Origin of the sequence: Clostridium sp. AM33-3 (genome assembly GCF_003480315.1) — a bacterium.
In the GTDB taxonomy this organism is placed as follows: domain Bacteria; phylum Bacillota; class Clostridia; order Lachnospirales; family Lachnospiraceae; genus Brotaphodocola.
The window spans coordinates 42592-66643 of the sequence record NZ_QUIV01000002.1; the positions used below are offsets into that span (position 1 = coordinate 42592).

25 protein-coding genes, 1 tRNA gene and 3 pseudogenes are annotated in these 24052 nt (G+C 45.7%); 23 read left to right on the top strand and 6 right to left on the bottom strand.

The window, feature by feature from the left end; genetic code table 11:
• Positions 1–6: 6 nt before the first annotated feature.
• From DW819_RS01440 to DW819_RS01500, 14 genes and pseudogenes are all read left to right on the top strand, one after another.
• On the top strand, positions 7–1104 hold the full coding sequence (locus DW819_RS01440; protein ID WP_347560147.1) for an FAD-binding protein: 1098 nt from the start codon (positions 7–9) through the stop codon (positions 1102–1104).
• A 5-nt stretch (positions 1105–1109) separates the two neighbouring features.
• Entirely contained in the window at positions 1110–1811 is a 702-nt protein-coding gene (locus tag DW819_RS01445; RefSeq protein ID WP_118629616.1) for a 2Fe-2S iron-sulfur cluster-binding protein, read from the top strand.
• Positions 1812–1835: 24 nt separating this feature from the next.
• Positions 1836–1988: a hypothetical protein gene (locus tag DW819_RS15545; RefSeq protein WP_182432546.1), complete on the top strand. Its 153-nt coding sequence runs from the start codon at positions 1836–1838 to the stop codon at positions 1986–1988.
• Between the two features lie 46 nt (positions 1989–2034).
• Positions 2035–2964 (top strand): site-specific integrase, encoded by a 930-nt coding sequence (locus DW819_RS01450; protein ID WP_243025485.1) that lies wholly within the window; start codon positions 2035–2037, stop codon positions 2962–2964.
• A 226-nt stretch (positions 2965–3190) separates the two neighbouring features.
• Positions 3191–4168: a choloylglycine hydrolase gene (gene bsh, locus DW819_RS01455; RefSeq protein ID WP_118731749.1), complete on the top strand. Its 978-nt coding sequence runs from the start codon at positions 3191–3193 to the stop codon at positions 4166–4168.
• Positions 4169–4213: 45 nt separating this feature from the next.
• A complete protein-coding gene (cls, locus tag DW819_RS01460) occupies positions 4214–5773 on the top strand; it encodes a cardiolipin synthase (RefSeq protein WP_118562364.1) in 1560 nt (519 codons plus the stop codon).
• Between the two features lie 172 nt (positions 5774–5945).
• Entirely contained in the window at positions 5946–7379 is a 1434-nt protein-coding gene (locus DW819_RS01465) for a phospholipase D family protein (protein ID WP_117515923.1), read from the top strand.
• Between the two features lie 18 nt (positions 7380–7397).
• On the top strand, positions 7398–8120 hold the full coding sequence (locus DW819_RS01470) for a Fic family protein (RefSeq protein WP_243025487.1): 723 nt from the start codon (positions 7398–7400) through the stop codon (positions 8118–8120).
• Between the two features lie 179 nt (positions 8121–8299).
• A pseudogene (locus DW819_RS01475) lies at positions 8300–8554 on the top strand (toprim domain-containing protein); the annotation flags it as partial.
• A gap of 211 nt (positions 8555–8765) precedes the next feature.
• Positions 8766–9088: pseudogene (locus DW819_RS01480) on the top strand (plasmid mobilization relaxosome protein MobC).
• A 278-nt stretch (positions 9089–9366) separates the two neighbouring features.
• Positions 9367–9669: a metalloregulator ArsR/SmtB family transcription factor gene (locus DW819_RS01485; RefSeq protein WP_118731750.1), complete on the top strand. Its 303-nt coding sequence runs from the start codon at positions 9367–9369 to the stop codon at positions 9667–9669.
• 32 nt (positions 9670–9701) lie between these two features.
• Complete coding sequence (locus DW819_RS01490; RefSeq protein WP_118731899.1) at positions 9702–10664, top strand: permease; 963 nt, start codon at positions 9702–9704, stop codon at positions 10662–10664.
• Between the two features lie 18 nt (positions 10665–10682).
• Positions 10683–10927: pseudogene (locus DW819_RS15550) on the top strand (thioredoxin family protein).
• A complete protein-coding gene (locus tag DW819_RS01500) occupies positions 10924–11334 on the top strand; it encodes an arsenate reductase ArsC (protein WP_118731752.1) in 411 nt (136 codons plus the stop codon). The pseudogene DW819_RS15550 and the gene DW819_RS01500 overlap by 4 nt, the downstream one beginning before the upstream one ends.
• Before the next feature lie 180 nt (positions 11335–11514).
• Here DW819_RS01500 and DW819_RS01505 read toward each other — a convergent pair whose 3' ends face one another.
• Together DW819_RS01505 and DW819_RS01510 are read right to left on the bottom strand one after the other, a co-directional pair.
• A complete protein-coding gene (locus DW819_RS01505) occupies positions 11515–12168 on the bottom strand; it encodes a DUF6198 family protein (protein WP_118731753.1) in 654 nt (217 codons plus the stop codon).
• Between the two features lie 23 nt (positions 12169–12191).
• A complete protein-coding gene (locus DW819_RS01510) occupies positions 12192–13550 on the bottom strand; it encodes an MATE family efflux transporter (RefSeq protein ID WP_118731754.1) in 1359 nt (452 codons plus the stop codon).
• A 179-nt stretch (positions 13551–13729) separates the two neighbouring features.
• On the opposite strand from DW819_RS01510, the gene DW819_RS01515 reads away from it, so the two are divergent.
• Complete coding sequence (locus tag DW819_RS01515) at positions 13730–14104, top strand: zinc ribbon domain-containing protein (RefSeq protein ID WP_118731755.1); 375 nt, start codon at positions 13730–13732, stop codon at positions 14102–14104.
• A gap of 33 nt (positions 14105–14137) precedes the next feature.
• On the top strand, positions 14138–14665 hold the full coding sequence (locus DW819_RS01520) for a hypothetical protein (protein WP_118731756.1): 528 nt from the start codon (positions 14138–14140) through the stop codon (positions 14663–14665).
• Between the two features lie 137 nt (positions 14666–14802).
• Here the strand turns inward: DW819_RS01520 and DW819_RS01525 are convergent, their stop codons facing one another.
• The 4 genes from DW819_RS01525 to DW819_RS01540 form a co-directional block, all read right to left on the bottom strand.
• Positions 14803–16182: an MATE family efflux transporter gene (locus DW819_RS01525; protein WP_243025488.1), complete on the bottom strand. Its 1380-nt coding sequence runs from the start codon at positions 16180–16182 to the stop codon at positions 14803–14805.
• A 158-nt stretch (positions 16183–16340) separates the two neighbouring features.
• Positions 16341–17243: a LysR family transcriptional regulator gene (locus tag DW819_RS01530; RefSeq protein ID WP_118731757.1), complete on the bottom strand. Its 903-nt coding sequence runs from the start codon at positions 17241–17243 to the stop codon at positions 16341–16343.
• Positions 17244–17270: 27 nt separating this feature from the next.
• Complete coding sequence (locus DW819_RS01535; RefSeq protein WP_118731758.1) at positions 17271–18428, bottom strand: alanine--tRNA ligase-related protein; 1158 nt, start codon at positions 18426–18428, stop codon at positions 17271–17273.
• A 3-nt stretch (positions 18429–18431) separates the two neighbouring features.
• On the bottom strand, positions 18432–19094 hold the full coding sequence (locus DW819_RS01540) for a Crp/Fnr family transcriptional regulator (RefSeq protein ID WP_118731759.1): 663 nt from the start codon (positions 19092–19094) through the stop codon (positions 18432–18434).
• A 132-nt stretch (positions 19095–19226) separates the two neighbouring features.
• On the opposite strand from DW819_RS01540, the gene DW819_RS01545 reads away from it, so the two are divergent.
• The 7 genes from DW819_RS01545 (at position 19227) to DW819_RS01570 (ending at position 24049) form a co-directional block, all read left to right on the top strand.
• Complete coding sequence (locus DW819_RS01545; protein WP_118731760.1) at positions 19227–19994, top strand: 4Fe-4S binding protein; 768 nt, start codon at positions 19227–19229, stop codon at positions 19992–19994.
• 197 nt (positions 19995–20191) lie between these two features.
• Complete coding sequence (trmB, locus tag DW819_RS01550; protein WP_118731761.1) at positions 20192–20827, top strand: tRNA (guanosine(46)-N7)-methyltransferase TrmB; 636 nt, start codon at positions 20192–20194, stop codon at positions 20825–20827.
• Positions 20828–20897: 70 nt separating this feature from the next.
• Complete coding sequence (locus DW819_RS16045; protein WP_279220928.1) at positions 20898–21032, top strand: hypothetical protein; 135 nt, start codon at positions 20898–20900, stop codon at positions 21030–21032.
• A gap of 14 nt (positions 21033–21046) precedes the next feature.
• Positions 21047–21352, top strand: a complete 306-nt coding sequence (trxA, locus tag DW819_RS01555; RefSeq protein ID WP_118731762.1) for a thioredoxin — start codon at positions 21047–21049, stop codon at positions 21350–21352.
• A gap of 176 nt (positions 21353–21528) precedes the next feature.
• A tRNA-Lys gene (locus tag DW819_RS01560) sits at positions 21529–21601 on the top strand.
• 100 nt (positions 21602–21701) lie between these two features.
• The gene (locus DW819_RS01565; RefSeq protein WP_118731901.1) at positions 21702–22403 is read left to right on the top strand and encodes a TIGR01906 family membrane protein; all 702 of its coding nucleotides are present in this window, start codon (positions 21702–21704) and stop codon (positions 22401–22403) included.
• On the top strand, positions 22400–24049 hold the full coding sequence (locus DW819_RS01570; RefSeq protein WP_118731763.1) for a D-alanyl-D-alanine carboxypeptidase family protein: 1650 nt from the start codon (positions 22400–22402) through the stop codon (positions 24047–24049). The genes DW819_RS01565 and DW819_RS01570 overlap by 4 nt, the downstream gene beginning before the upstream one ends.
• Positions 24050–24052: the final 3 nt, after the last annotated feature.

Below are 24052 nucleotides of genomic sequence, written 5' to 3' on the forward strand. Positions count from 1 at the left end.
TCAGGCATGGTAGAACGGTTCAGCCATCATTCTTTCCTAACACTTCGTCTGTGTGACAATATTTGTTGTGGCTGCGTAATCAGGGATGAATACAGTCAGGAGACTGTGGAATTACCGGGGGATGCGGTTATTGTTGCCACCGGTGGTATGCACGGATTGTTTGGAAATACAACGGGTTCGCTGAGCAATACAGGAGAAGTCACCGCAGAATTGTTCCGGCTTGGTGTTCCTCTGGCAAATGGTGAGATGATCCAGTATCATCCGACAACTGTGAAATGTGGTGGAAAACGCATGCTCATCAGCGAGGCGGCCAGAGGGGAAGGTGGTAGGTTGTTTGCCATGAAAGATGGAAAACAATGGTATTTCATGGAGGAAAAATACCCGGAGCTTGGAAATCTGATGCCACGAGATATTACCGCCAGAGAGATATGGAAGGTCAGCCATGAATCAGAGGTATTTCTTGACATGACGGAAATATCGGACGAGATTATTTCAAATAAGCTATCTGGTCTGGCAGACGATTGTATGACCTATCTGCATAAAGATATACGAAAGGAACCGGTGTCTGTTTTACCGGGAATTCACTATTTTATGGGAGGCATTCTGGTGGATGAGCAGCACAGAACGCCGATTCAGAATCTTTACGCTGCCGGAGAATGCTGTGCCCAATATCATGGTGCCAACCGTCTTGGTGGAAATTCTCTGTTAGGAGCGTTATACGGAGGACGTGTTGCGGCAAAATCAGCATGCGAACAGGCAGATGTAGTAGATCTATCTTGTGCGACACAGATAGATTTTCCACCAGCGTCCCAAATTTCAGAAATAAAGCAATTAAACAAAGTGATGCAGGAGACTATGGGCGTTGTCAGAAATGAGAATACGTTGTTAAATGGGATTCAAACGGTACAAGCGCTGACAGGAAATCTTCCATTGCTTGGCATGGCAGTTCTAAAGAGTGCTCTTGCAAGAAAAGAAAGCCGTGGTGCACACTGGCGGGAGGATTATCCGAAGAGCAATGACGATGATTACCTTAAAACAACGGTAGCCAGATTTGATGGAAAGCAGATACAGATTTCCTTTGTACCTGTTCCAGAAAGGCGGTGATTCACTTGGTATATAAAATAAGAATCAGGCGGCAGGAGAGTCAGAAATCAGACAGTTATTGGCAGGAATTTGAGTATGACGGAAGCAAAAACAGCTCTGTTGCCACTGTTCTAAAGGAATTGAACAGTAGAACCCCTTTGAAAGATAACTCAGGAAATATAGTTACCCCCATCAGCTGGGAATGTAGCTGTATGGTGCGAAAATGTGGGGCTTGCGCCATGCTGATTAACGAACGTCCGAGGTTGGCATGCTCTACATTTCTACATACGTTAAAAGGTTCTACAATCATCTTGGAACCTTTAAGCAAATTTCCGCTTGTAAGAGATTTGATCGTTGACCGGTCAATTCTGTTTGAAAATTTGAAAAAACTGAACCTTTGGCTTGAAAGTGAAGCTTATATGAATCCGTGGACACATGAACCGAGATACCAGTCGGCACGCTGTCTGATGTGTGGCTGCTGCCTTGAAGTGTGTCCTAACTTCTCTGCAAATGGGACTTTCGCAGGCGCTGTTGCTGCAGTCAACGCATTTCGGATTCTGAATGAAGAACAGGAAAGCACTCATTTGAATGAGATTTCTGCTGAATATAAGAAGAAATATTTTGAGGGATGCGGGAAGTCGTTATCTTGTCATGATATTTGTCCGATTGGTCTGCCTGTGGAAGAACTGCTTGTAAGGTCGAATGCAGCGGCTGTTTGGGGCAAATAAAATGGATGATAAAAGCTATAATGAATGTATGAAGAGAATGCAGTCCTGATCCAATCAGTAGCATTTGGCACGGATATCATTGCTTCACTATGGAGGGTTATGGGATTTACGATTCTTCTGGCATTTACCCTGTTTAAGACAGGAGCAGTGGCACACAGCGTATTCCATGCGCATTAAAGGAGGCAGAGTAAGGAGCTGTTTCAGACAGGCCGTAAAATGGGAAATGATGGATAAGAACCCGGCAAAAGACGCAACACTTCCGAAGTACAAAGCAGAAGAACGGGAAATCTGGACAGCGGAAATGCTGATGCAGGCAATTGATGCCTGTGAAAACAAATGGCTAAAAGTTGCATTTCATCTGGCTTTTGCGGCTACTGTCCGTCTCGGTGAGCTTCTGGGACTTACCTGGGATTGCGTAGATGTATCGGAGGAGGCCATTGCTGAAAACCGGACTTATATCTTTATTAACAAGCAAGTGGAACGTGTATCCAGGAATGCTGTCGATGAACTGGACTCCAAAGAAGTAATCCTGATTTTTCCTTCCCAGAGAAAAAATAACAAAACCGTCAGGGTATTGAAAACACCTAAGACGGATACCAGTGAACGGAAGGTATATATTCCTAAATTTGTGGCACAGATTCTGGTCGATATCAAAAAAGAACAGGATGAATTAAAGGATATCCTTGGCAGTGAGTATCAGGATTACAACCTGGTCATGGCTACGACCTTTAGTCTTCCGATTGGAGACAGCTATCTACGTGATCAGATGCAGAAGGTTATTGATGAACAGGGACTGCCGGATGTGGTTTTTCATAGTCTCCGACATACAAGTGTCACATACAAGCTGAAGCTTAGTGGTGGAGACATCAAAGCGGTCCAGGGCGATTCCGGACATGCACAGGCGGACATGGTGACAGAGGTATATGGCCATATCATTGACGAGGACAGGCGAAAGAATGCACAGAGAATGGAGGATGCGTTTTATAACAGGGAAAATCTCAATCCGCAGATGAAGGGTGCAGTAGATGGCCAGACAGCAAACACGGTAGCTGTTCCGGAAGGTGTGGATGCGGACCTTTTGATGAAGGTTCTGGGAAATCCGGAGATGGCGGCGTTGCTGACGAGTCTGGCGAAGAGCTTGAAAGCTGAATAAAAATATAATAATGGAAATAGAACAGAGTCTACTGGCATTAGGAGAAATCCAGATGTGGGTGGACTTTTTGTAATGGAAAATAATGTACATAAGATATATTTAAAGTTATAATTAAGGTAAATACCTTTTGTATGTAGTGTTAGGTCAATTTTATATTAAAAATGCTGGAATAGTTCAACAAAAAACTTATTGATATAGTTCATATTATTTAGGAGGATAAACAATCATGTGTACAGCAGCAACCTATAAGACAAAAGATTTTTACTTTGGACGAACCCTCGATTATGAATTCTCTTACGGTGATCAGATAGTAATTACACCACGTAACTATCCATTCCATTTCCGTCATGTTGGCGATATGAAAAATCATTATGCAATTATTGGAATGGCTCATGTTGCAGAGGATTATCCTTTATATTATGATGCGATGAATGAAAAAGGAGTGGCAATGGCAGGTCTGAATTTTGTCGGAAATGCTGTTTATTCCGAGGTTCAACCAGATGTGGAAAATATTGCACAGTTTGAATTTATTCCATGGATTTTAAGTCAGTGTGCTTCTTTAGCAGAAGTTCGTAAGCTTCTTAATCGAATTAATATTGTTAATACTCCTTTCAGTGAGCAATTGCCATTAGCACAATTACATTGGATTATCGCTGATGAAAATGAATCAATTACTGTAGAGTCTATGTCAGATGGTCTACATATTTACGATAATCCTGTAGGAGTGCTTACGAATAATCCGCCATTTCCACAGCAGATGTTTCAATTAAATAATTATATGTATTTATCCCCAAAGCAACCCAAAAACACTTTTGGAGGAAATTTGGCTCTTAATGCATATAGTAGAGGTATGGGAGGTTTAGGTCTTCCGGGAGATCTTTCATCTTCTTCTCGTTTTGTGCGTGTGGCTTTTACAAAGGTAAATGCAATTTCAGGTGAATCTGAGGAAGAAAGTGTTAGTCAGTTCTTTCACATTCTTGGATCTGTGGATCAGCAACGTGGATGTTGCGAAGTGACTGATGGAAAATATGAAATCACATTGTATACATCTTGTTGTAATGTTATTAAAGGTATCTATTATTATAATACTTATGAAAATCATCAGATCAGTGCGGTAGATATGCATGCAGAGGATCTGGAAAGTAATAAATTGATTTGTTATCCAGTAATTCAAGGGGAACGAATCAATTATCAAAATAAATAGTATTTTGAATATAGAGCTGACGTAGAAAGAAGAGGTGGAATACATATGAAGCAAGATACCTTAGAAGGAAAAGCAAAAACAAAAAATGGAATAAAACGATTGTGCTTTTCCATAATCTGTATTTTTCTTGAAGTGATTTTTATTATTACTATCGTAACGCGCTTGAATGAATATGCAGAAATCATAAATTTATTTACCAGAATTTTAAGTGGAATCTTAGTTTTGAGATTGTATGCGTCAGATAAGACATCTTCTATGAAAATGCCTTGGGTCATTTTAATTCTGATTTTCCCAATTATGGGTGTAGGCCTGTATTTATTGATTGGCTTGAATGGTGGCACGCATAAAATGCGTGAGCGATATGCAGAAATTGATAGCAAATTGTTACCAATGCTTCCAGACAATCAGGAGTGTTTAAGCAGAATAAAAGAAAAGATTCCGAAAGCAGGAAATATTGCAAGTTACATACAAAGAAATTCGTGGTATCCAATCTATCAGAATACGGATATCAAGTATTTTGATGAAGCAGTGAAGGGATTAGAGGCACAGCTTGAAGAACTTGCGAAAGCACAAAAGTTTATCTTCATGGAATATCATGCGATAGAAGATGCTGAAGCTTGGCATAAGATTCAAGATGTTCTGGAAGAGAGAGTAAAAGCCGGTGTGGAAGTCAGGGTATTCTATGATGATATGGGGTCTATAGGTTTTATTAACACAGATTTTGTAAAAAAGATGGAGAGTATAGGAATTCATTGTCGTGTATTCAATCCATTTGTGCCAGGCTTAAATCTATTTTTGAACAATCGTGATCACAGAAAAATAACAGTAATTGATGGAAAAGTTGGATTTACAGGTGGATATAATCTTGCAAATGAATACTTTAATTATACGCATCCGTATGGGCAGTGGAAAGATACCGGTATTCGTTTAGAAGGAGATGCTGTTCAGTCGCTTACAGTGACATTTTTAGAAATGTGGAATGCTGTTAGTGAAAAAGCTACGAATGATACTGATTTTAGTAAATACATTATTCATTACGATTATAAAGCACAGCAAACAGGTTTTGTTCAGCCTTATGCAGACAGTCCTATGGATAATGAGCAGGTCGGAGAAGAAGTTTATATCAGTATGATAAATAAGGCCGAAAATTACTGTTGGTTTATGACACCATATCTAATTATAACAGACGAAATGACACATGCGTTATGTCTGGCTGCTAAGCGAGGAGTAGACGTAAGAATTATCACACCAGGAATTCCTGATAAAAAATTCATTTATAATATAACTCGCTCTTTTTATCATGGATTGGTTAAACATGGAGTGCGAGTTTATGAATGGACACCAGGATTTTGCCATGCGAAAATGAGTATAGTGGATGACTGTATGGCAACCTGTGGAACAATCAATCTGGATTATAGAAGCTTATATCATCATTTTGAAAACGGCTGTTTTATGGCAGATTGTCAGGCAGTTGTGGAAATTAAAAATGATCTGATAAGAACGATGGGAGAATGTCGTGATGTAACAGACCAATATTGTACTGGGCGCAGTGCATATTTGCGACTGGGACAATTATTTATGAGATTATTTGCTGGATTGTTATAAGAATTTAGTGAAACGACCTTTCAAAAAATAGTTGATTTTGAGAGGTCGTTTTTGTTATGTCTGATTGCCGGTACAGGAAATTTACATGGATAAAATTAATTCTGTTGAGGTAAAATTGAGGTTGACTTTGTATTGTATAGACATAAGATGAAAAAAAGTCAGGTGATGTGCGATGGGAAAACGTAAGATATGTAAAATTGTTTTTGTTATACTGTCAATTTTTTTATGTGTGGCTTTTTATGAATTATTTGGAATCTGTATTGCATATAAAAAACAGCCGGAAGTGTCTAATACCATCAAAAAAGAAACACAAAATGATTCGTGGAACGAACGCAGCGAGAATATGGAACGAGCAGTGATCATAGAAAAAAATCCAGAAGCACTTTTACAAAGAGTGCGTTTGATCCGAAATGCAAAAGAAGACATTATTCTTTCTACTTTTGCATTTCAATCAGATGAAAGTGGAAAATTGATCTTAGGAGCACTGCATGATGCGGCAGACAGAGGTGTGCATGTTCGTTTGTTAGTAGATGGAATGGAGAGCTGGGTTGATATGGAAGGCAATCCGTATTTCTATGGATTATCTTCCCATGAGAATGTTGAAATTAAACTGTATAATAAGGCCAATCCGTTGAAACCATGGAAGATGATGGGGAGAATGCATGATAAATATTTGATTGCAGATGGTAAGACATATATTCTTGGTGGAAGAAATACATACAATTATTTCCTGGGTGATTTTCTGGGACATAAGAACTATGACAGAGATGTGTTAGTGGTTTGCGATGAACCTGAGAAAGAAAATTCAGTTAACCAGTTGTTAGAGTATTTTGAAACGATATGGGAACAAGAAGACAGTGGTTATTTTCATGACAATAAAAAACTGGCAAATAGAAAATCTGTAAAGAACGCAGTTTTAGAGCTGCAGAACGGCTATCAGAAATATTTTGAAGAGAATAAGGAAAGAATCTGCGATACCGATTACACGGACGAAACTTTTGAGACAGAAAAGATTGCATTAGTGTCAAATCCTATCCACACAGGTCCCAAGGAACCAGTAGTCTGGTATCAACTGGGAGAACTAATGAAAAATGCAAAAGAGCGCGTGAAAATTCATACACCATATATTATCTGCAATGATATGATGTATAATACATGGAAAGAGATTGCGGAGAGAGTTCCGGATTTTTCTATCATGACCAATTCGGTTGCCAACAATGGAAATCCGTTTGGTTCTGCTGATTATGCGAGAAACAGAAACAGAATTTTAAATACAGGAATTGATATCTGGGAGTATGAAGGCGGCTATTCTTACCACGGAAAAAGCATCCTGATTGATGATGATCTATCCGTAATCGGTTCCTTTAACATGGATATGAGAAGCACGTATCTGGATACGGAACTGATGCTTGTAATACGTAGCAAAGAGATTAATAAACAGTTGGAAGAAGGCATGATGGAATATGAAAGAGTGTCCCGACAGGTATTGGAAGATGGAACCTATCGTGATCCGTATCATGTAGAGCCAATTGAATTGACAAAGAAGCGTCAGAGAAACGTACTTTTGGTACAGCATCTGCTTGGATGGGCAAGATATCTGTTCTGATAAAGCTATGAGTATATTGTGCCCAGACCTAATATTATTTTACAGCTTCATCGTGATTTGTATTCCTACGCCGGTTCCGGTGGAGAATATAAAAATGCTGATAATGTAATTGCAGAAACAGATGCAGAAGGTCACCAGAAAGCAAGGTTTATTCCGGTTCTTGCCTTTCAGACTGCGGAAGCTATGGATGAATTGTGCAGACAGTTTTTAGAAGCATGGAATACTGATAAAATTGATAGATTACTTTTGATACCTATGTTTATTCTGGATTTCCTCTGTATCCACCCTTTCAATGACGGAAATGGACGCATGAGCCGTTTACTGTCGCTTCTTTTGTACTATAAGGCAGGATATATTGTAGGAAAATATGTCAGCATGGAAATGTTGATTGAAAAAACAAAGGAAACTTACTATGAAGCATTGCAGGCAAGTTCGACAGGATGGCATGAAAATGAGAACAGCTATGAGCCTTTTGTTAAGTATTATCTGGGTATCATGTTGAAAGCATATAATGAATTTGAAAGCCGTGTAGAACATTTAAAGAATCGCACTCTTTCTAAGCCCGAAAGAATTAAAGCGATGATTGATCAGAAAGTTGGTAAAATCACAAAGAAAGAAATTATGGATGCTCACCCTGATATAAGCAAAACCACGGTGGAACGCACTCTGGCAGATTTAGTTAAGAGTGAGTACATTGCGAAGGTCGGTTCAGGTCCGGCTACAGGATATGTAAAAATCTAAGTCATAAATTATTTATCTACCTCATTTCATATACAGATGAGGTAGATATTTTTACGATGACGGAGATTATAAAACAGAAAATTGTGTCAGGTTGCAAAAATCCTTTCTGAACTTTTTACATAGCAGTCATGCACTACGGTGTGTGGCTGCTTATTTTTTTGCGAAAGGAGCAGATGCAAATGAAATTAGTTTTGGCTGAAAAGCCTTCGGTTGCACAGAGCATTGCCAAGGTGCTGGGTGCAAACAAACGTGAGGATGGCTATTTAGAGGGAAATGGATATGTGGTCAGCTGGTGTGTAGGGCATTTGGTGGAGCTGGCACAACTGGAAGCCTATAATGCGAAGTACAGCAAATGGGCTTATGCAGACTTGCCTATCTTCCCGATGGACTGGCGGTATGAGGTTTCTGCCGGTACGAAAAAACAGTTTGGGATTGAGGAGTATGATGAACTCAACATCGAAGTAGCTTTCAAAAATGCGGTGGCAAACAGCGTATCCTACAAGATGTATTGCCGGTTCGTGGAGAGTCCTGATAACTACTTCGAGCATGAGGATTTCCAGAAGGTGTTTGATTTTAACACCAGACAGACGGTAAATGCCCTTGGTACTGCGGTGAATGCCATCAGCACAAGGATGTTTCAGGAAATTGAAAAAGCGATTGGAGAACATGAGCAGATCCAAGGAGGAGGTCGAGCGAATCCATGAGAAGATGGACGAGCTTGGCATCCGCAGCATGGGAGCCTATCTGCGGAAAATGGCGCTGGATGGTTACTGCATCAGACTGGATTTGCAGGATGTGAAAGCCTTGGTTTCGCTCCTGCGAATCTGCTCCAACAACCTGAACCAGTACGCAAAGCGAACGAAACAGGCAGCATCTACCATGCCGACATCGAGGATTTGCAAAAACGGCTGGAGGAGATCTGGACGGACATGAGAGAAGTTCTTGTCCGTCTGTCCTCAATCCGGTAATTCGACAATTTGTCGGGAAGTCGCAGTTTCGACTGCGGCTTTTACATAAGGAAACATCCTTTCGTTGGCTGAAATATTCACATTGATACACTACAATATTGTTAAAGAAATTCGCCAGGAAAACAGATTGCTAAATTTGAATTTGTCATAACGGAAGTACTAATGTCCAGTTTTGAACTATGTAGAATGATACATAGTTTTTTTAATCGCTAATATATTGACATCTATCTGTATGTTACAATCCTCACATAGACAACAATCTATGTGAGGTGAAGTTTATGAAATCTATGGATGTGGCTTTGATATGCAAGGCACTGGGGGACAGCAACCGACTGGAGATTGTGAAGATGCTCTCGGACGGAGAGAAATGCGGCTGTAAGCTTCTGGAGCGGTTCGAGATAACCCAGCCGACTCTTTCTCACCACATGAAAGTACTCTGCGACTGCGGCTTGGTGAATGCCCGCAAGGAGGGTAAGTGGCATCACTATTCTCTCAACTGTGAAACCCTGACCGACTTCAAGACGTTTATTAACGGTCTGACCTGCTGCAGTTCGGATGACGAAGGGGGGTGCTGCTCTTGATCGGACAGTTTATCACAGATCAGATTCTGGGCATGAAATGGCTGAACGCCCTGATTGGCAAACTGCTGTCGGCTCTTGGCTTGGACACGGCGGGACGCATCGGCGGTAGCGTGCAGTTTTTTCTCTACGATGTTATCAAAATCACCGTTCTGCTCTGTGTCCTAATTTTCATCATCTCCTATATTCAGAGCTATTTCCCGCCGGAGCGCAGCCGGAAGATCATGGGACGGTTTCACGGCATTGGGGCGAACTGCATTGCGGCGCTGCTGGGTACGGTTACGCCGTTCTGCTCCTGCTCGTCCATTCCGCTGTTCATCGGCTTTACCAGTGCCGGACTTCCGCTGGGCGTGACCTTTTCGTTTCTGATTTCCTCGCCCATGGTAGATCTCGGTAGCCTTGTGCTGCTGATGAGCATATTTGGCACGAAGGTCGCCGTTCTGTATGTAGTTCTGGGCCTTGTGATCGCTGTGGCAGGCGGTACGCTGATTGAAAAGCTGCACATAGAAAATCAAGTGGAGGAATTTATTCGCAAGGCTTCTGCCTTAGATATTGACTCTCCGACGCTGACACAGAAGGAACGCCTCACCTATGCAAAGGATCAGGTGGCAGAAACCTTCAAGAAGGTATTTCCCTACATTCTCATCGGCGTAGGCATTGGAGCGGTCATTCACAACTGGATTCCGGAAAGCTGGGTGGTATCTGTGCTGGGGAGCAGCAATCCGGTCGGGGTAATTCTGGCAACGGTGATTGGTGTTCCTATGTACGCCGACATTTTCGGAACCATCCCCATTGCGGAAGCACTGCTTGCCAAGGGTGCGCAGCTCGGCACGGTACTCAGCTTCATGATGGGCGTGACAACGCTTTCTCTACCGTCCATGATTATGCTACGCAAGGCAGTCAAGCCGAAGTTGCTGGGTTTTTTCATTGCGGTCTGCACCGCCGGAATCATTCTTGTAGGCTATCTGTTTAATCTGTTTCAGGGACTTATCTTATAATTTAGGAGGACAATAATCATGTCAATTTTTGGATTCGGAAAGAAAAAAGAAGAAACACAAACCTGCTGCTGCTGCGGCAGCTGCACACCGGAAGCAATGCAGTCGGCGGAGAGCGAAAAGAAGGAAGCAGGGATTATGAAAAGATCGCCGCTTACGGTGTGATGACCACGCCTGCTCTGGTGGTAGACGGTCAGGTGGTATCCTACGGCAAGGTGCTGAAAAAGGATGAGGTCATCGCCATTTTGAGGAAGGTAAGAAAATGAAAAAGCCGAAGGTCGCCTTTATCTGCGTGCACAACTCCTGCCGTAGCCAGATCGCAGAGGCATTGGGAAAGCATCTGCGTGGGAACGAGTTTGCGTTCTATTCCGCCGGAACGGAAACCAAGCCCCAGATCAATCAGGATGCCGTCCGACTCATGAAGGAGCTTTACGGCATCGACATGGAGAAAAAGCAGTATTCTAAGCTGATATCAAGCATCCCAGAGCCAGACATTTCCATCTCCATGGGTTGTGATGTAGGTTGCCCGTTTATCGGCAGAGTGTTTGATGACAACTGGAAACTTGAAGATCCGACAGGAAAAACGGATGATGATTTCAGGGTGGTTATACAGCAGATCGAGAAGAATATTCTTGAATTAAAGAAAAATGATTGCGATATAAATTCCAATTGAACTAAGTCGCTGCGCGACGGCCGACAAAGGTTGTTGCGCAGCTTTTTCTTTCTCTGAAATTTTTCTACCGTCTTGTCTTGTATATCGCAAAAGTTGGTGCAGGTCCATCTACCCTAACTTTTTCCTGAGCTATGCTTTTTTCACAGCCCCCTGAATTTACTTCTGGAACATCTTCTCAGACTAACGGTGGTCCGCCAGTGAGCGTATCTTCCCGATTCCCGGAAGATACCGGTTCACGAAAGAGATCATTGGTCCGACCAGTACGGCGGAGATGATGGTTCCCAGTCCGATTCCGTTTAATTTGTGGAAGAAGAGGAAAGACAGGAGCGTGGCCATGATGATCAGGGTCACATCAAACCGGATCTTGACCTTACCGAATTCGATGCCGGATACGCGGGAGATTGCATGGACAATGCCCTCACCCGGAACCTTGATGACATCAGGAGCGACTTCTACGCTGATCCCGATGGCAAGGATCGCGCAGCCAATCAGTAGGCTTAAGATGCGCAGTGGCAGTGTCTGCGGGTTCAGCCATGCCAGCACGAGCATGCTGATATCAATAAAGAAGCTGAACAGGATGTTGGCCAGAACCTGCAGAAACTGGATCGGGTGAAAATCCTTTTTCAGAATCAGAAGCTGAATGAGGATGAACAGCATGTTAAATATAAATGCGGTCTGTCCAAAGGACAGGTTTGTAAATTTCAGGCTTAGCACATAAGGAATGCTGGAGATCTGGGACGTACCAAGAGTGCTTTTGGTAATGAATGCGACGCCAAAAGAGTTAATGATGAGTCCCAGGATAAAGAAAAAGTAGCGTTTGATCAGTGTTGACATCTAAAACCCCTCCATATCTTTTGTTATGCAGTTTCTCCGAATAGTTTCCTCAGCTTTTTCATACAGTGGAAGAATGCCGGAAGCAGGAAGGCATCCGCAAAGATCCATGCGAGCGGACTTGCAAAGCACGCCGGAAGAAATCCGAATACCGGAACCAGACAGAACCCCACCAGGGATCTTGCTGCCATCTCGCAGACTCCGGCCAGGATCGCAAAGGTGGAAAAGCCCATTCCCTGAATGGTGAAGCGGACGACATTAACGAAGGTTAGCGGGATATAGAACATGCTGTTTCCGATCAGGAACATGGCTACCCGGCCAATGATCTCTGTCTGGTCTGCGTCCATAAAGAGAAGCGCAATGTATTTGCCGCCGAAGAACAGGATCACAAAGGCGATCAGGGAATATGCAATACCGATCATGCTTGCTGCTTTTAATCCGTCCCGGATACGGTCTAATTTTTTTGCGCCGACATTCTGGCCGGCATAGGTTGCCATGGTGCCGCCAAGTGCGTCAAAGGGGCAGCAGAAGAACATGCTGACCTTGCTTCCGGTTGAGACAGCTGCCACGGCCATGGAGCCAAGCGAGTTTACCGCAGTCTGCAGTACAACGCTTCCGATCGCGGTGATGGAATACTGGAGTCCCATGGGGATTCCCATGCCACAGAGGGTCCGGAGCATTCTTCCGTCCGGTTTCCATTCGTCCTGTTTCATATGAAGAATCGGATAATGGCGGATCATGTAGATCAGACAGAGCACCGCAGAGATTCCCTGGGAGATGACGGTGGCCAGCGCCGGGCCGCTGACTCCCATGCCCAGTACCAGAATGGTGAAGAAATCCAGCGCAATGTTCATGAGGGAAGAAAGCAAAAGAAAATAGACCGGAGTTTTGCTGTCGCCCAGACTTCGGATGATACCTGCAAGCATATTATAAAGATATGTAACCGGAATTCCAAGGAAAATAATAAAAATATAATCATAAGCCCCCTGGATAATATCCTCCGGCGTGTTCATCCACTGCAAAATATCCATGCAGAGGAAGCCAACGATGGTGGCCATAACTGCTGCGAATACGGCGGAGAGCCATCCGGCGTTTGCTACGAACTTGCGCATTCCCATATAGTCTCCGGCTCCAAATTTCTGCGCGACCGGAATCGCGAAGCCGCTGCATGCGCCGGTGCAGAATCCGATGATCATAAAGTTGATGGAGCCTGTTGAACCAACCGCTGCCAGGGCAGATACCCCCAGGCATTTGCCGACGATAATGGTATCCACCATGTTGTAAAACTGCTGAAACAGAAATCCAAACAGCATCGGGATCGCAAAGCTTAAAATCAGCTTCATAGGAGATCCGATGGTCAGATCTTTTACCTCATTTTTTGGCATAAGAGTCTCCTTGCATGTATCATTTTGGAATAATTATGTAATTACTGATGAAACCTGATGTATTATAAAACAGACCGGCAAAAATGTACATACGATAAAATACTGAAAATATGATTGCATTTATGGAAAGGAAACAGCTATAATAACTACATCATGACGAGAATAGAAAGTGTGATCTTATGTTTTTTATGATGGGAATTACGGACGGAAGAAAACAGCTTGATTTTACGCAGACGGTTATATGCGGTCTATGCGGGAAGTATGGTCGCTATCAGGTTTTTATGACGTATACGGTACTATCGCTGTTTTTTATTCCATGCTTTAAATGGAACCGGCATTATTATGTGCAGATGAGCTGCTGCAATACCTTGTATGAGCTGGATCCGGAAATTGGAAAGGCGATTGCGCGCGGGGACCAGGTGGAAATTTTGCCGCAGCATCTGACTCTGGTGAATCAGGGAAGCCGTGGTCATGCTTATCGGCGCTGCAGCCACTGCGGATATGAGACAGCAGAGGATTTTGAATTTTGTCCGAAGTGCGGCAACCGGTTTTAGTATGACCGGCAGATGAAAGAGGTTGTTGATTTTATGAAAAACGATAAGAATACAGGCAGTCAGCTGGAGCTTACCAGTCTGATGACGGAATACAAAAACCAGTTTGACCGCAGTAACAAGCTGGATAACAAGGTCTATATTACCATTACGTTCTGTGGTTTTCTGTTTGTGTTTATCATTGGTCTGTTTAATGGGATTTCCCAGCTTGTGAAACCACAGGACAGGCTGCAGCTTTTTGTGTCAGTACTGTATATTTTAAGCTGCATTGCGGTCATGGGCGCTTATGCTTACGTGCTGGTATTCTTCATGCGGCTTCTGCGGCCGGAGCAGATTGCCCGGATGGATCCGGAAATCATGCAGAAAGAGCATCTGGAGGAGATGGAGGAAGAAACAGCAAGACAGCGTCTCATTGCACTGTACCGGGAAATCGTGAATGGAAATCTGGTGAAGCTGCACCATCGGTGTGATGAGTTTGTAAAGGGACTAAAATTCATTGTGCCGACGGTGCTGCTGGCTTTTGTATGCTATGCCCTGCAGATCATTCTGCAAATCGCGTGGTAGAGAGATAATCAATATCGCAGTGCTGAGTTTTTCACATCTGTGATCAGCATATGACAAGAATTTGAATATAAAAAATCCCCTTCATTCCTAGAGACTGTCCCATTGGAATGAGGGGGTTTTTGGTGTCAGAAAGTCATTCAGACCTGAACTGCCAGATTTTTCAGCCATTTTTTCTGGCGATAACGCAGGTAACCGAGAATGGCCTTATAAATTTCTTCGGTCAGAACCAGGGCATATACGCCGTAGATCGGCAGATTCCACAGGAATGCACCTAAAAATGCAAGCGGAACGCCGAGAAACCATACGCCGCTGGTATCTAAAAACAGACACATCTTTGTATCACCGCCGCTTCTGAGCACACCCACAACGTTGACATAGTTAAACATTTTCGCAGGCATGTAGAGGGCGAAGACCAGCAGGCACCGGTTTACATCCTGAGCAACCTGTGGCGTGATATTGTAGATTCCGATGATCTTCCAGCGGCCTAAGACCAGCAGGATATCAGCGGTCACAGTGACCAGAAACTGCAGGATAAAAAACTGAGTGGCATATTTTTCTGCCTGTTTTATGTGTCCGGCGCCCAGTTCATGTCCAAGAATTACGGCTGTCGCAGCGCTCAGGCCCTGAAAGAGGACAACTGCAATGTCCTGTATGGTCGTGGCAATGGTAATGGCGGCAACTGCGTCATCACCCATACGTCCGTAGGCCAGAGAGTACATGGTCGTTCCCAGTCCCCACATAAATTCATTGGCAATGACCGGGGCAGAGGTCTCCACGAAATGAAAGACAAAGGATTTGGACCAGCCAAACATGCCCCTTGGACCGCAGGCCAGAGCAAGCTTCTTTCCATATACATAACCAAGAACCAGAATCAGTTCAATGCATCTTGCAATCAGAGTTGCGCAGGCCGCACCGGCAACACCCATAGCTGGGGCTCCGAGTTTTCCAAAGATCAGCACATAGTTTAAGCAGATATTAAGACCGATGGCGATACAGCTGCAGATCAGCGGAAACAAGACGATATTGGTGGCACGAAGCATTGCCACATATACATTAGTAAGAGCAAGGAATGGATAGGCAATGGCTGCGATCCGCAGATATTGTGCTCCCAGTGCGATGCTGCTTTCGCTGGTCGTAAAAATCCTCATGACCATTTTCGGATTAATCAGGCTCGGAATTACAAAAAACAGAGCACCGGTCAGTGCCAGCAGTATAGAAAGCCCGAGGACTTTTCGGATATGTTTGACATCACCGTTCCCCCAGAATTGGGCAGCTAAAATGCCGCCGCCACTGACAATTCCGAATACCAGCAGAGAAAATACGAAAAATACCTTGTTTGCGAGACCGACAGCAGCGATCGCTGTAGATCCCAAGCCTCCGATCATAAGGGTGTCCACCATATTTACAATGGTGTTTAACATTCCCTGCAATGCTACAGGGCATGCAATCATAAGTGCTTTTTTCAGGAAAGGCCCATCCTGCAGCATTTCCCTTGTTTTGTTGAATAATCCTCCCATGTTCTTCTCCGTTTGTTCTTATTTACATTCTGGTTGAGTCCTATCTTCTGTTTTTGTTTTTGGGGTATAAAAAAAGCAGCTAGACATTTAGCCTAACTGCCGGTAGGTACTCACCCTCTGGGATTATACTGAAAAGAGGAGAGTTTGTCAACAAACACTTACAGAGCCCGGAGCTTGTGGAGCAATTCCGCAGGCATTTGTTTTAGTGAGTTTTGTGTATAAAACAGAAAAAATTTCTTTTCGGACGGCAGCTTCAGCATCCGGTAATCCGGGTTCTTACATCCGCGGCACCAGGCATGGGTAAGATATACCCCTTCATCCTGTGCGGCCAGGTCCAGAATTGTGGATAAATTGGCTGCAAAACGGATTTTTGGTGCAAAACCGAAGCTCTGGAAATATCGGTAAAGGTTCCGGCTGCTTTGCAGGGCAGCATCGGCTTCCGAAAAGAGGAAGGCATCGTTTCGGAAGTCGGAAATGTCGGAAGCTTCGGGGTGGGAAGCTGCGTAGAGAAGAACTTGGGGAACTTCGGCAAATGGGAGCACGGACTGCGGCTGGAAAGAGACAGCTTGTGAGCTGGAATCGCCGGAAAATCTCCTGGCTGTTGTATCCGGTGGAGTGCCGGTCAGAATCAGGTCGGCTTTTCCATCGGTCAGCAGATTGGCCAGTTCCGCTTCCGGGTAACAGGAAAATTCCAGCCGGACCGGTGTTTCTAGGGCGGCAGCTGCAGACTGGATCTTATCACGAAAATACGCTGGATCCACATCCTCCGGATATGCAATCCGGATGGTAGATTTTCCGTCTTTTTTCTGATCTTCCAGCTTGTTTTTCAGGAGATCGAGCTGAAAACAGCACTGCTGAAAGTAGGCATAATAAGCCTGTCCTGCCTCAGTCAGAGAGAGCGTACGGCCGGAGCGCGCGAAGAGGCTGCCGCCAAGCTCTGCCTCCAGCTGGCGGATCTGCTTGCTGATGGCGGGCTGGCTGACAGAAAGAGCCTGAGCAGCCTCCGTAAAGCTGCCGTATTTAACAATGGTGAGAAAATACTGTATTTCCAGACTGTTCATAAAGTCCTCCGGGTTAATTTTACTGACTCAGACAGATTCCATATAGCTTCGGATCATTTCTTCCGACCCACTTACGGTTCCCTGGATCATCTCCGGCTTGCCGCCGCCTTTTCCGCCCAGAGCCTCGTGGAAGGTCTTTGAAAATGCCTTTAAATCTATGGATTCACTGCCGAGAATGTAACGGTATCCATCGGTATCATTTCCCAGGAAGATTCCACAGATGCCATGGCATTTGCCTTTTCCCTCATCTGCGAAGCGGCGGGCCACGTTTTTATCCACATCTTCTTCAAAAATAAAATAGTTTTCCACATCATCCGGCAGGTTATCCAGAATCTGCTCCATGGCCCGGGTCTGGGAGCGGACCAGTTTGTCTTTCCACATATGGGCTTCCTCCTGAAGACGGTGTACGGCCTGGGCGCTTTCCTCCGGCCTGGCGGAGAGCAGGCGGGAGATTTCACGTACATTGTCTTCTTTCATGCGGTAGTCCTTCAGGGCGCGGAAGCCGCATACCATGGTCACGCGGGTACCGCCTTTGTATTTCACGGCATCGATCAGGCGGATGATGCCCACCTCGCCGGTCAGCTTTACGTGCGGTGCACAGCAGGCGCAGACATCGTATCCGGGAATTTCCACGATACGCACCTGGCCGGTCAGTTCTTTTTTGCTGCGGTAGTCCAGCTGATCCAGCTCTTCCCTGGACGGGTAGATGACTACGATCGGAAGATTTCTGACCACTGCTTCATTGGCTTCATATTCTACCTGCTGAAGCTGCTCAGGTGTGAAGGTGCCGTTAAAATCCATGGTCACCAGTTCCTGCCCCAGATGAAAGCCTACATTGTCATATCCGAAGGTGCGGTGTACGATACCGGAAACGATGTGCTCTCCCGTGTGCTGCTGCATTTTGGAGAAACGCTCCTTATAGTTGATGGTACCGTCCACCTCTGTGCCCGGCGGAAGTTCTGCGTCGGTGTAATGGATGATGATATCGTCCCTCTCCTGCACATCCAACACGTTTACGCCGCCCAGGCTTCCGGTATCAGCGTACTGGCCGCCGCCCTCCGGGAAGAATACGGTCTGGTTCAGAACTACTTCATAGCACTGTTTTTTCTCATTCCATGTACAGGACAGGACCGTTGCGTGACAGCTGTCCTGATGGCTGTCTTCATAATATAATTTCTTTGTCATTTTCTACTCCTTCGTTTTCAATACAAACTGGTTTTTCCAGAAATCCAGCAATCCCTCTTTTTTCATTTTTCCAAGCTCCGCTGACAATGCGCTTCGGTCTACTTCCAGATAGTCTGCCAGCTGCTGCCGGTTAAAGGGGATAGAAAAGCTCCGGCTCCCCTGTCTGGCCGCCTGGGCCGAAAAGAAGGAAATCAGCCGTCCGCGGATGGATTTTGGCGATGTGTGCATGATACGCTCGGAGAGACCGAGGTTTTTACGGGCCGATGCCAGCAGCAGGTTCCGGATCAGCATGCTGTGGTGGGTACAGGTGCTTCGGCAGGTAGTCAGTACCCGCCCGATATCCAGAAACAGAATGTCAGTATCCTCGTCTGCCACCACATTTACCATAAGCGGTTCCTCGGGGACACAGGCGTAGGTTTCCGCGAATATCTGTCCCGGACCGGCATGGCCGAAAATGCTGCGGTTTCCCAGCAGGTCATCCCGCTCAATGGTCACGCCGCCTGACAGCACAAGCCCCAGATCCTTTACCAGATCTCCCATATATAAAACAATCTCGCCCTTGCGGTAATGCCTTTCCCTTGCGTAAAAGCACTTCATCATTTCTTTTACCTGTTCCGGTTCACTGCCCTGAAACAGCGCTGTCCGGGAGAGAAACTGATAATCCATAGCTCTGCCTTTCTTAAAACGTTGTCAAAACAACATATTTATCAAAGTCATTATAGTATAATCTGCCTGTACAATCAAGAAACAACAAAAAGAACATTCACATATTTCGTTTTTATCAGGAGGAAGAGTTTTATGGTTCGAAGAGTGATTCATATTGATCAGGAGAAATGCAACGGCTGCGGCATCTGCGCCAATGCCTGCCACGAGGGAGCTATCGGTATTGTGGATGGAAAAGCGCAGCTTCTGCGGGATGATTACTGCGACGGACTGGGCGATTGTCTGCCGACCTGCCCGACCGGAGCCATCACCTTTGTGGAGCGTGAGGCTGCGGCTTATGATGAGGAGGCTGTAAGGGCGCATATGGAGCGCAGAAAGCAGGAGCAGGCCGTAGGTCACGGCAACGCTCATCAGGCAGAGGCCGCTCCGGCCTTCACCGGCTGTCCGGGAAGCCGTGCCCGCCAGATCGTTCATGAAGGAGAGACTGACGCAGTACAGAACGAGACGCCGGCAGCTCCGTTCCACCTACAATCTCAGCTCACGAACTGGCCGGTACAGATCAAGCTGGCTCCGGTCCGCGCGCCGTACTTTAACAATGCACGCCTGCTCATTGCCGCAGACTGTACCGCTTACGCTTACGCAAACTTCCATCAGGAATTTCTGAAGGGCAAGGTGGCCCTGATCGGCTGCCCGAAGCTGGACGATGTGGATTACAGCGAAAAGCTTACCGAGATTATTAAGAGCAACGAGATCCAGAGTGTGACCATCGTCCGCATGGAGGTTCCGTGCTGCGGCGGACTGCAGAACGCTGCCATTCGTGCGCTCCAGAACAGTGGAAAATTTATTCCGTGGCAGGTTGTGACCATCTCGGTTGACGGAAAGCTCCTGGATCAGGCGTTCTAACGAAACTTTTTGCTCAGTCCGGCTGGCGGCTTCTTCTTGCAAACTGTCTGGCACGATGATAGAATGGATGCAGGTGCCGCGGGGATGCGGTACCTGCAAATGACTGCCTGTACAATCCGGGAGCAGTGCAGCTGTTCAGTCCCGTTACAGCTACGGAGCAGTCGTATATCAGTAACAGACAAACGGAGGAAAAAACTATGAGATTACGCCATATCCGGGGCGCAGAGGAAGCCATTGAGACCAGTCCTTTCGTCATTCAGGAGCCGAAAGAGCACCGCGGTCATTTCTGCGAGCTGTTTGGCAATACAAACCCGATCCAGATTGAGGTCGGAATGGGAAAGGGAAAGTTCATTATGGAGCTGGCCCTGAAACATCCGGAGACGAATTTCATCGGCATTGAGCGTTACTCCAGCGTGCTGCTGCGGGCACTTCAGAAGCGGGAAGAGCTTGAAATCCCCAATATATATTTCATGTGTGTGGATGCGAAGGAGCTGGGAGAGATCTTTGCACCAGGTGAGGTAGAGAAGATCTACTTAAATTTCTCAGATCCGTGGCCGAAGGACCGTCATGCAAAGCGCCGTCTGACCTCGCCGGATTTTATGAAGGTGTATGATCAGGTACTGGCAAAAGACGGCCGTGTGGAATTTAAGACGGATAATCAGGATCTGTTTACCTACTCTCTGGAGGCTATTCCGGAGGCGGGGTGGACAATCGAAGCCAGCACCCGTGACCTGCATCACAGTGATATGGCTGAGGGCAATGTCATGACTGAGTATGAAACCAAGTTTTCTGCTATGGGCAATCCGATCTGCAAGCTGGTTGCGAGCCGTTAGGTCCGCTTCCGTTGAGTAGAACAGGTGTATCTGCATATACTAGCCGTAAGGAATCAAAACGGTGATGTATATGATGCTGAAAGAAAAAATTGTCCGGTGCCTGCGCTGTGCTACCTGTGACAAGGAGGCCTTAAACCGACGGCTGTTGAAGTGGCACAAGTGTTTTAAGGAAGTGGAAAAGGAGCTGAACCGCTGCAAGAAGTAAAGGAGATCATAACTATGGAAAAGAAATTTACATCTGAGAATTTTGAAGCTGAAGTATTAAAATCCGAAAAGCCGGTACTGGTAGATTTCTACGCAGACTGGTGCGGTCCGTGCAAGATGATGGCTCCGGCTGTTGAGGCGCTGGCAAATGAGCAGGACGAAGTGACCGTTGGAAAGCTGAATGTAGACTTTGCACCGGAGCTTGCCCGCGCATACAAGGTTATGTCTATTCCGACCCTGATTCTGTTTAAGAACGGAGAAGCAGTGGAAAAACGGATCGGTGTTCAGAGTAAGGCAGAGCTGGAAGCACTGATCAGGTAGCAGCTGAAATTCACGCAAAACCGCATAAAATAAGGCTTTGCGGCCCATCAAAAGTCAATCAAAAAAATTTTTCAAAAAAAATCAAAAAAGTGTTGACTTTTGATGGGACATAGGATAGAATAATGAACGTGCCGCTGATACAGCAACACAAAAGCGGAACGGAAATAATTAAATAAGCGCCTTTAGCTCAGTTGGTAGAGCAGTAGACTCTTAATCTATTTGTCCAGGGTTCGAGTCCCTGAAGGCGCACTATAAAAGCACTGATTTTGCAGACGGAGAGCTGTGGGGTCGGTGTTTTTTGCTATATAAATCTTTGCGCCATGTAAATTCCAGAAAGGATCTTTTGCTTATGAAGCTTCTGCACAACGTTCTGGGCATCCTGTGCGGCTTCGCACTGATGATCATTCTGCTCATCACTTCCATCGAAGCTGTAACCTATTGGACACCCGGTTACTATGAAAAAGAATATGCGAAATACGGTGTTTTAAATGATGTTCATATGGAAATGGATGACCTGCTTGATGTGACCGACGAGATGATGGCATATCTGCGGGGCAGCCGGGAAGACCTTCATGTACCGACAATTGTGGATGGACAGCCGAGAGAATTCTTCAATGACCGGGAAATAGCCCATATGGAAGATGTGCGTGGACTGTTTTTGGGCGGACTTGCTCTGCGCCGGATCAGCCTTGGACTGATCGTGGCCTGTGTGATCTTGCTTCTGCTTCTGAAAGCAGATATCCGACGCGTGCTGCCGAAGATGATCTGCATCGGATCCGCTTTGTTTTTTGCGGTGCTGGCAGTGCTGGCGGGCATTATTTCCACGGATTTCAATCAATATTTTATCATGTTCCATCATATCTTCTTTAACAACGACTTATGGATGCTGAATCCGGACACGGATCTTCTGATCAACATTGTTCCGGAGCCGTTTTTTATGGATACGGCTGCGCGTATTGCCATGACCTACGGTGTATCGGTTCTCACAGTATTTGCAATTTGTTTCATTATCCTGTATTATTATAGAAAAAAACAGGAGAAACAGATATGAAACGAATTCTGAGCCTGCTTTTATGTATGATACTGATCACAGGCATGCAGGTCACACCGGCATTTGCGGCACTGGAATGGCCGTCTAATGTGTCGGTGGAGGCAGAAGGCGCCGTTTTGATGGATGCCCGTTCCGGCGCTGTGATTTATGGGAAGAATCTGCATGCGGTTTACTATCCGGCAAGCATCACCAAGATCCTGACGGCGCTGATCGTCATTGAACACTGCAATCTGGATGATGTGGTGACCTTTTCCCACGATGCCATTTACAGCGTAGAGCAGGGAAGCAGCAGCGCAGGTATGGATGTAGGGGATCAAATGACGGTCCGGGATTGCCTGTATGCGATGCTGTTAAAATCTGCAAATGAGGTGGCCAATGCATTGGCGGAGCACACGGCAGGATCCATTCAGAACTTTGCGGTGCTGATGAATGCCAAGGCCAGGGAGCTTGGGTGTCAGGAGAGTCATTTTAACAATCCCAGCGGCCTGAATGATCCGCAGCACTATACTTCCGCTTACGATATGGCCCTGATCGCTCAGGCAGCTTTTCAGAATGAGACCTTTGTCACCATTGATTCCAGCCTCTACTATGATCTGCCGCCAACACGGCACAACCCGGATGGCTTTCGGGTGTATCCGGGGCACCGGATGTTAAAGAAGAATACGTCCCAGTATTATGCGGGGGTGATTGGCGGAAAGACCGGTTATACCATGCTGGCAGGCAATACTCTGGTGACCTGTGCGGAGAAAAACGGCATGAAGCTGATCACTGTGATCCTAAATGGCCATCAGACACATTATACCGATACGAAAGCACTTCTGGATTTTGGTTTTGCGAATTTTCAGTCTGTAAACATTGCAGATGCGGATAGTACCTATTCGTCGGTTTCCAATGACATGACCATAGCCGGACTTCCGGCAGCAGATCTTTCGGTACTGCATATGCAAAAGGACTGCTATGTGACACTGCCGAAAACAGCGGACATCTCGGATGCCCAGTCTGCCATCAGCTACGAGCTGCCTGAGTCAGCACCGTCGGAGGCAGTGGCCCGTATTTTCTATCAGTACAATGATCGTCAGATTGGCGCAAGCTATCTGCTTCATAAAGTGGCAGACGAGGAAACAGCTGCGGCTGCTGCGAGAAGCGGCGCAGCTTTAAATGAATCTGGAGCTGATGCTTCTGTGCAGGGAGGCAGTACGGATTACGGAGCTGATGTTTCTCAGGCAGGAATCGAGGAAGAATCTTCGTTCAGTCAGGATCCTCTGGCTCTGGCTGAGACAGATCCGCTGGCTTCTTCCGGGAGTGAGGAAAAGAAGCCGGTTTCCGGAGCCCGCGGACCAGGCATTCATTTAAACATCCCGCCTGCTTTCTGGATCATTGTGGGCGCTGCTGCGGTGGCGGCTATCATTGGTTCGGGACTTCTTACGGCGAAATACCGGATTGAGAAGAGGGAAGAGGAAGAACGTTCAGAACGGTATGAGCGGCGCAGACAGCGGCTGCAGGACATTGGTATGACAACGTCTGAGTTTGACATGATGCTTCAGCAGAAGCGTTCGGATTCGGCATTGAAGCAGACAAACAAGCGTAAACGGCCAAAGAGACATAAATCATTTTTAGACGAAAAAAACTTCCGTGATCATGAGTAATGG

Excerpts from the sequence above, each read along its gene's own strand:
- DW819_RS01565 (WP_118731901.1), top strand. The coding sequence starts at position 21,702 with ATGAAGCTTCTGCACAACGTTCTGGGCATCCTGTGCGGCTTCGCACTG.
- DW819_RS01450 (WP_243025485.1), top strand. The coding sequence starts at position 2,035 with ATGATGGATAAGAACCCGGCAAAAGACGCAACACTTCCGAAGTACAAA.
- DW819_RS01520 (WP_118731756.1), top strand. The coding sequence starts at position 14,138 with ATGAAAAACGATAAGAATACAGGCAGTCAGCTGGAGCTTACCAGTCTG.
- DW819_RS01515 (WP_118731755.1), top strand. The coding sequence starts at position 13,730 with ATGTTTTTTATGATGGGAATTACGGACGGAAGAAAACAGCTTGATTTT.
- DW819_RS01570 (WP_118731763.1), top strand. The coding sequence starts at position 22,400 with ATGAAACGAATTCTGAGCCTGCTTTTATGTATGATACTGATCACAGGC.
- DW819_RS16045 (WP_279220928.1), top strand. The coding sequence starts at position 20,898 with ATGATGCTGAAAGAAAAAATTGTCCGGTGCCTGCGCTGTGCTACCTGT.
- DW819_RS01505 (WP_118731753.1), bottom strand. The coding sequence starts at position 12,168 with ATGTCAACACTGATCAAACGCTACTTTTTCTTTATCCTGGGACTCATC.
- DW819_RS01500 (WP_118731752.1), top strand. The coding sequence starts at position 10,924 with ATGAAAAAGCCGAAGGTCGCCTTTATCTGCGTGCACAACTCCTGCCGT.
- cls (WP_118562364.1), top strand. The coding sequence starts at position 4,214 with ATGAAGCAAGATACCTTAGAAGGAAAAGCAAAAACAAAAAATGGAATA.
- DW819_RS01540 (WP_118731759.1), bottom strand. The coding sequence starts at position 19,094 with ATGGATTATCAGTTTCTCTCCCGGACAGCGCTGTTTCAGGGCAGTGAA.
- trxA (WP_118731762.1), top strand. The coding sequence starts at position 21,047 with ATGGAAAAGAAATTTACATCTGAGAATTTTGAAGCTGAAGTATTAAAA.
- trmB (WP_118731761.1), top strand. The coding sequence starts at position 20,192 with ATGAGATTACGCCATATCCGGGGCGCAGAGGAAGCCATTGAGACCAGT.
- bsh (WP_118731749.1), top strand. The coding sequence starts at position 3,191 with ATGTGTACAGCAGCAACCTATAAGACAAAAGATTTTTACTTTGGACGA.
- DW819_RS01545 (WP_118731760.1), top strand. The coding sequence starts at position 19,227 with ATGGTTCGAAGAGTGATTCATATTGATCAGGAGAAATGCAACGGCTGC.
- DW819_RS15545 (WP_182432546.1), top strand. The coding sequence starts at position 1,836 with ATGTATGAAGAGAATGCAGTCCTGATCCAATCAGTAGCATTTGGCACG.
- DW819_RS01525 (WP_243025488.1), bottom strand. The coding sequence starts at position 16,182 with ATGGGAGGATTATTCAACAAAACAAGGGAAATGCTGCAGGATGGGCCT.
- DW819_RS01535 (WP_118731758.1), bottom strand. The coding sequence starts at position 18,428 with ATGACAAAGAAATTATATTATGAAGACAGCCATCAGGACAGCTGTCAC.
- DW819_RS01485 (WP_118731750.1), top strand. The coding sequence starts at position 9,367 with ATGAAATCTATGGATGTGGCTTTGATATGCAAGGCACTGGGGGACAGC.
- DW819_RS01510 (WP_118731754.1), bottom strand. The coding sequence starts at position 13,550 with ATGCCAAAAAATGAGGTAAAAGATCTGACCATCGGATCTCCTATGAAG.
- DW819_RS01490 (WP_118731899.1), top strand. The coding sequence starts at position 9,702 with ATGAAATGGCTGAACGCCCTGATTGGCAAACTGCTGTCGGCTCTTGGC.
- DW819_RS01530 (WP_118731757.1), bottom strand. The coding sequence starts at position 17,243 with ATGAACAGTCTGGAAATACAGTATTTTCTCACCATTGTTAAATACGGC.
- DW819_RS01440 (WP_347560147.1), top strand. The coding sequence starts at position 7 with ATGGTAGAACGGTTCAGCCATCATTCTTTCCTAACACTTCGTCTGTGT.
- DW819_RS01465 (WP_117515923.1), top strand. The coding sequence starts at position 5,946 with ATGGGAAAACGTAAGATATGTAAAATTGTTTTTGTTATACTGTCAATT.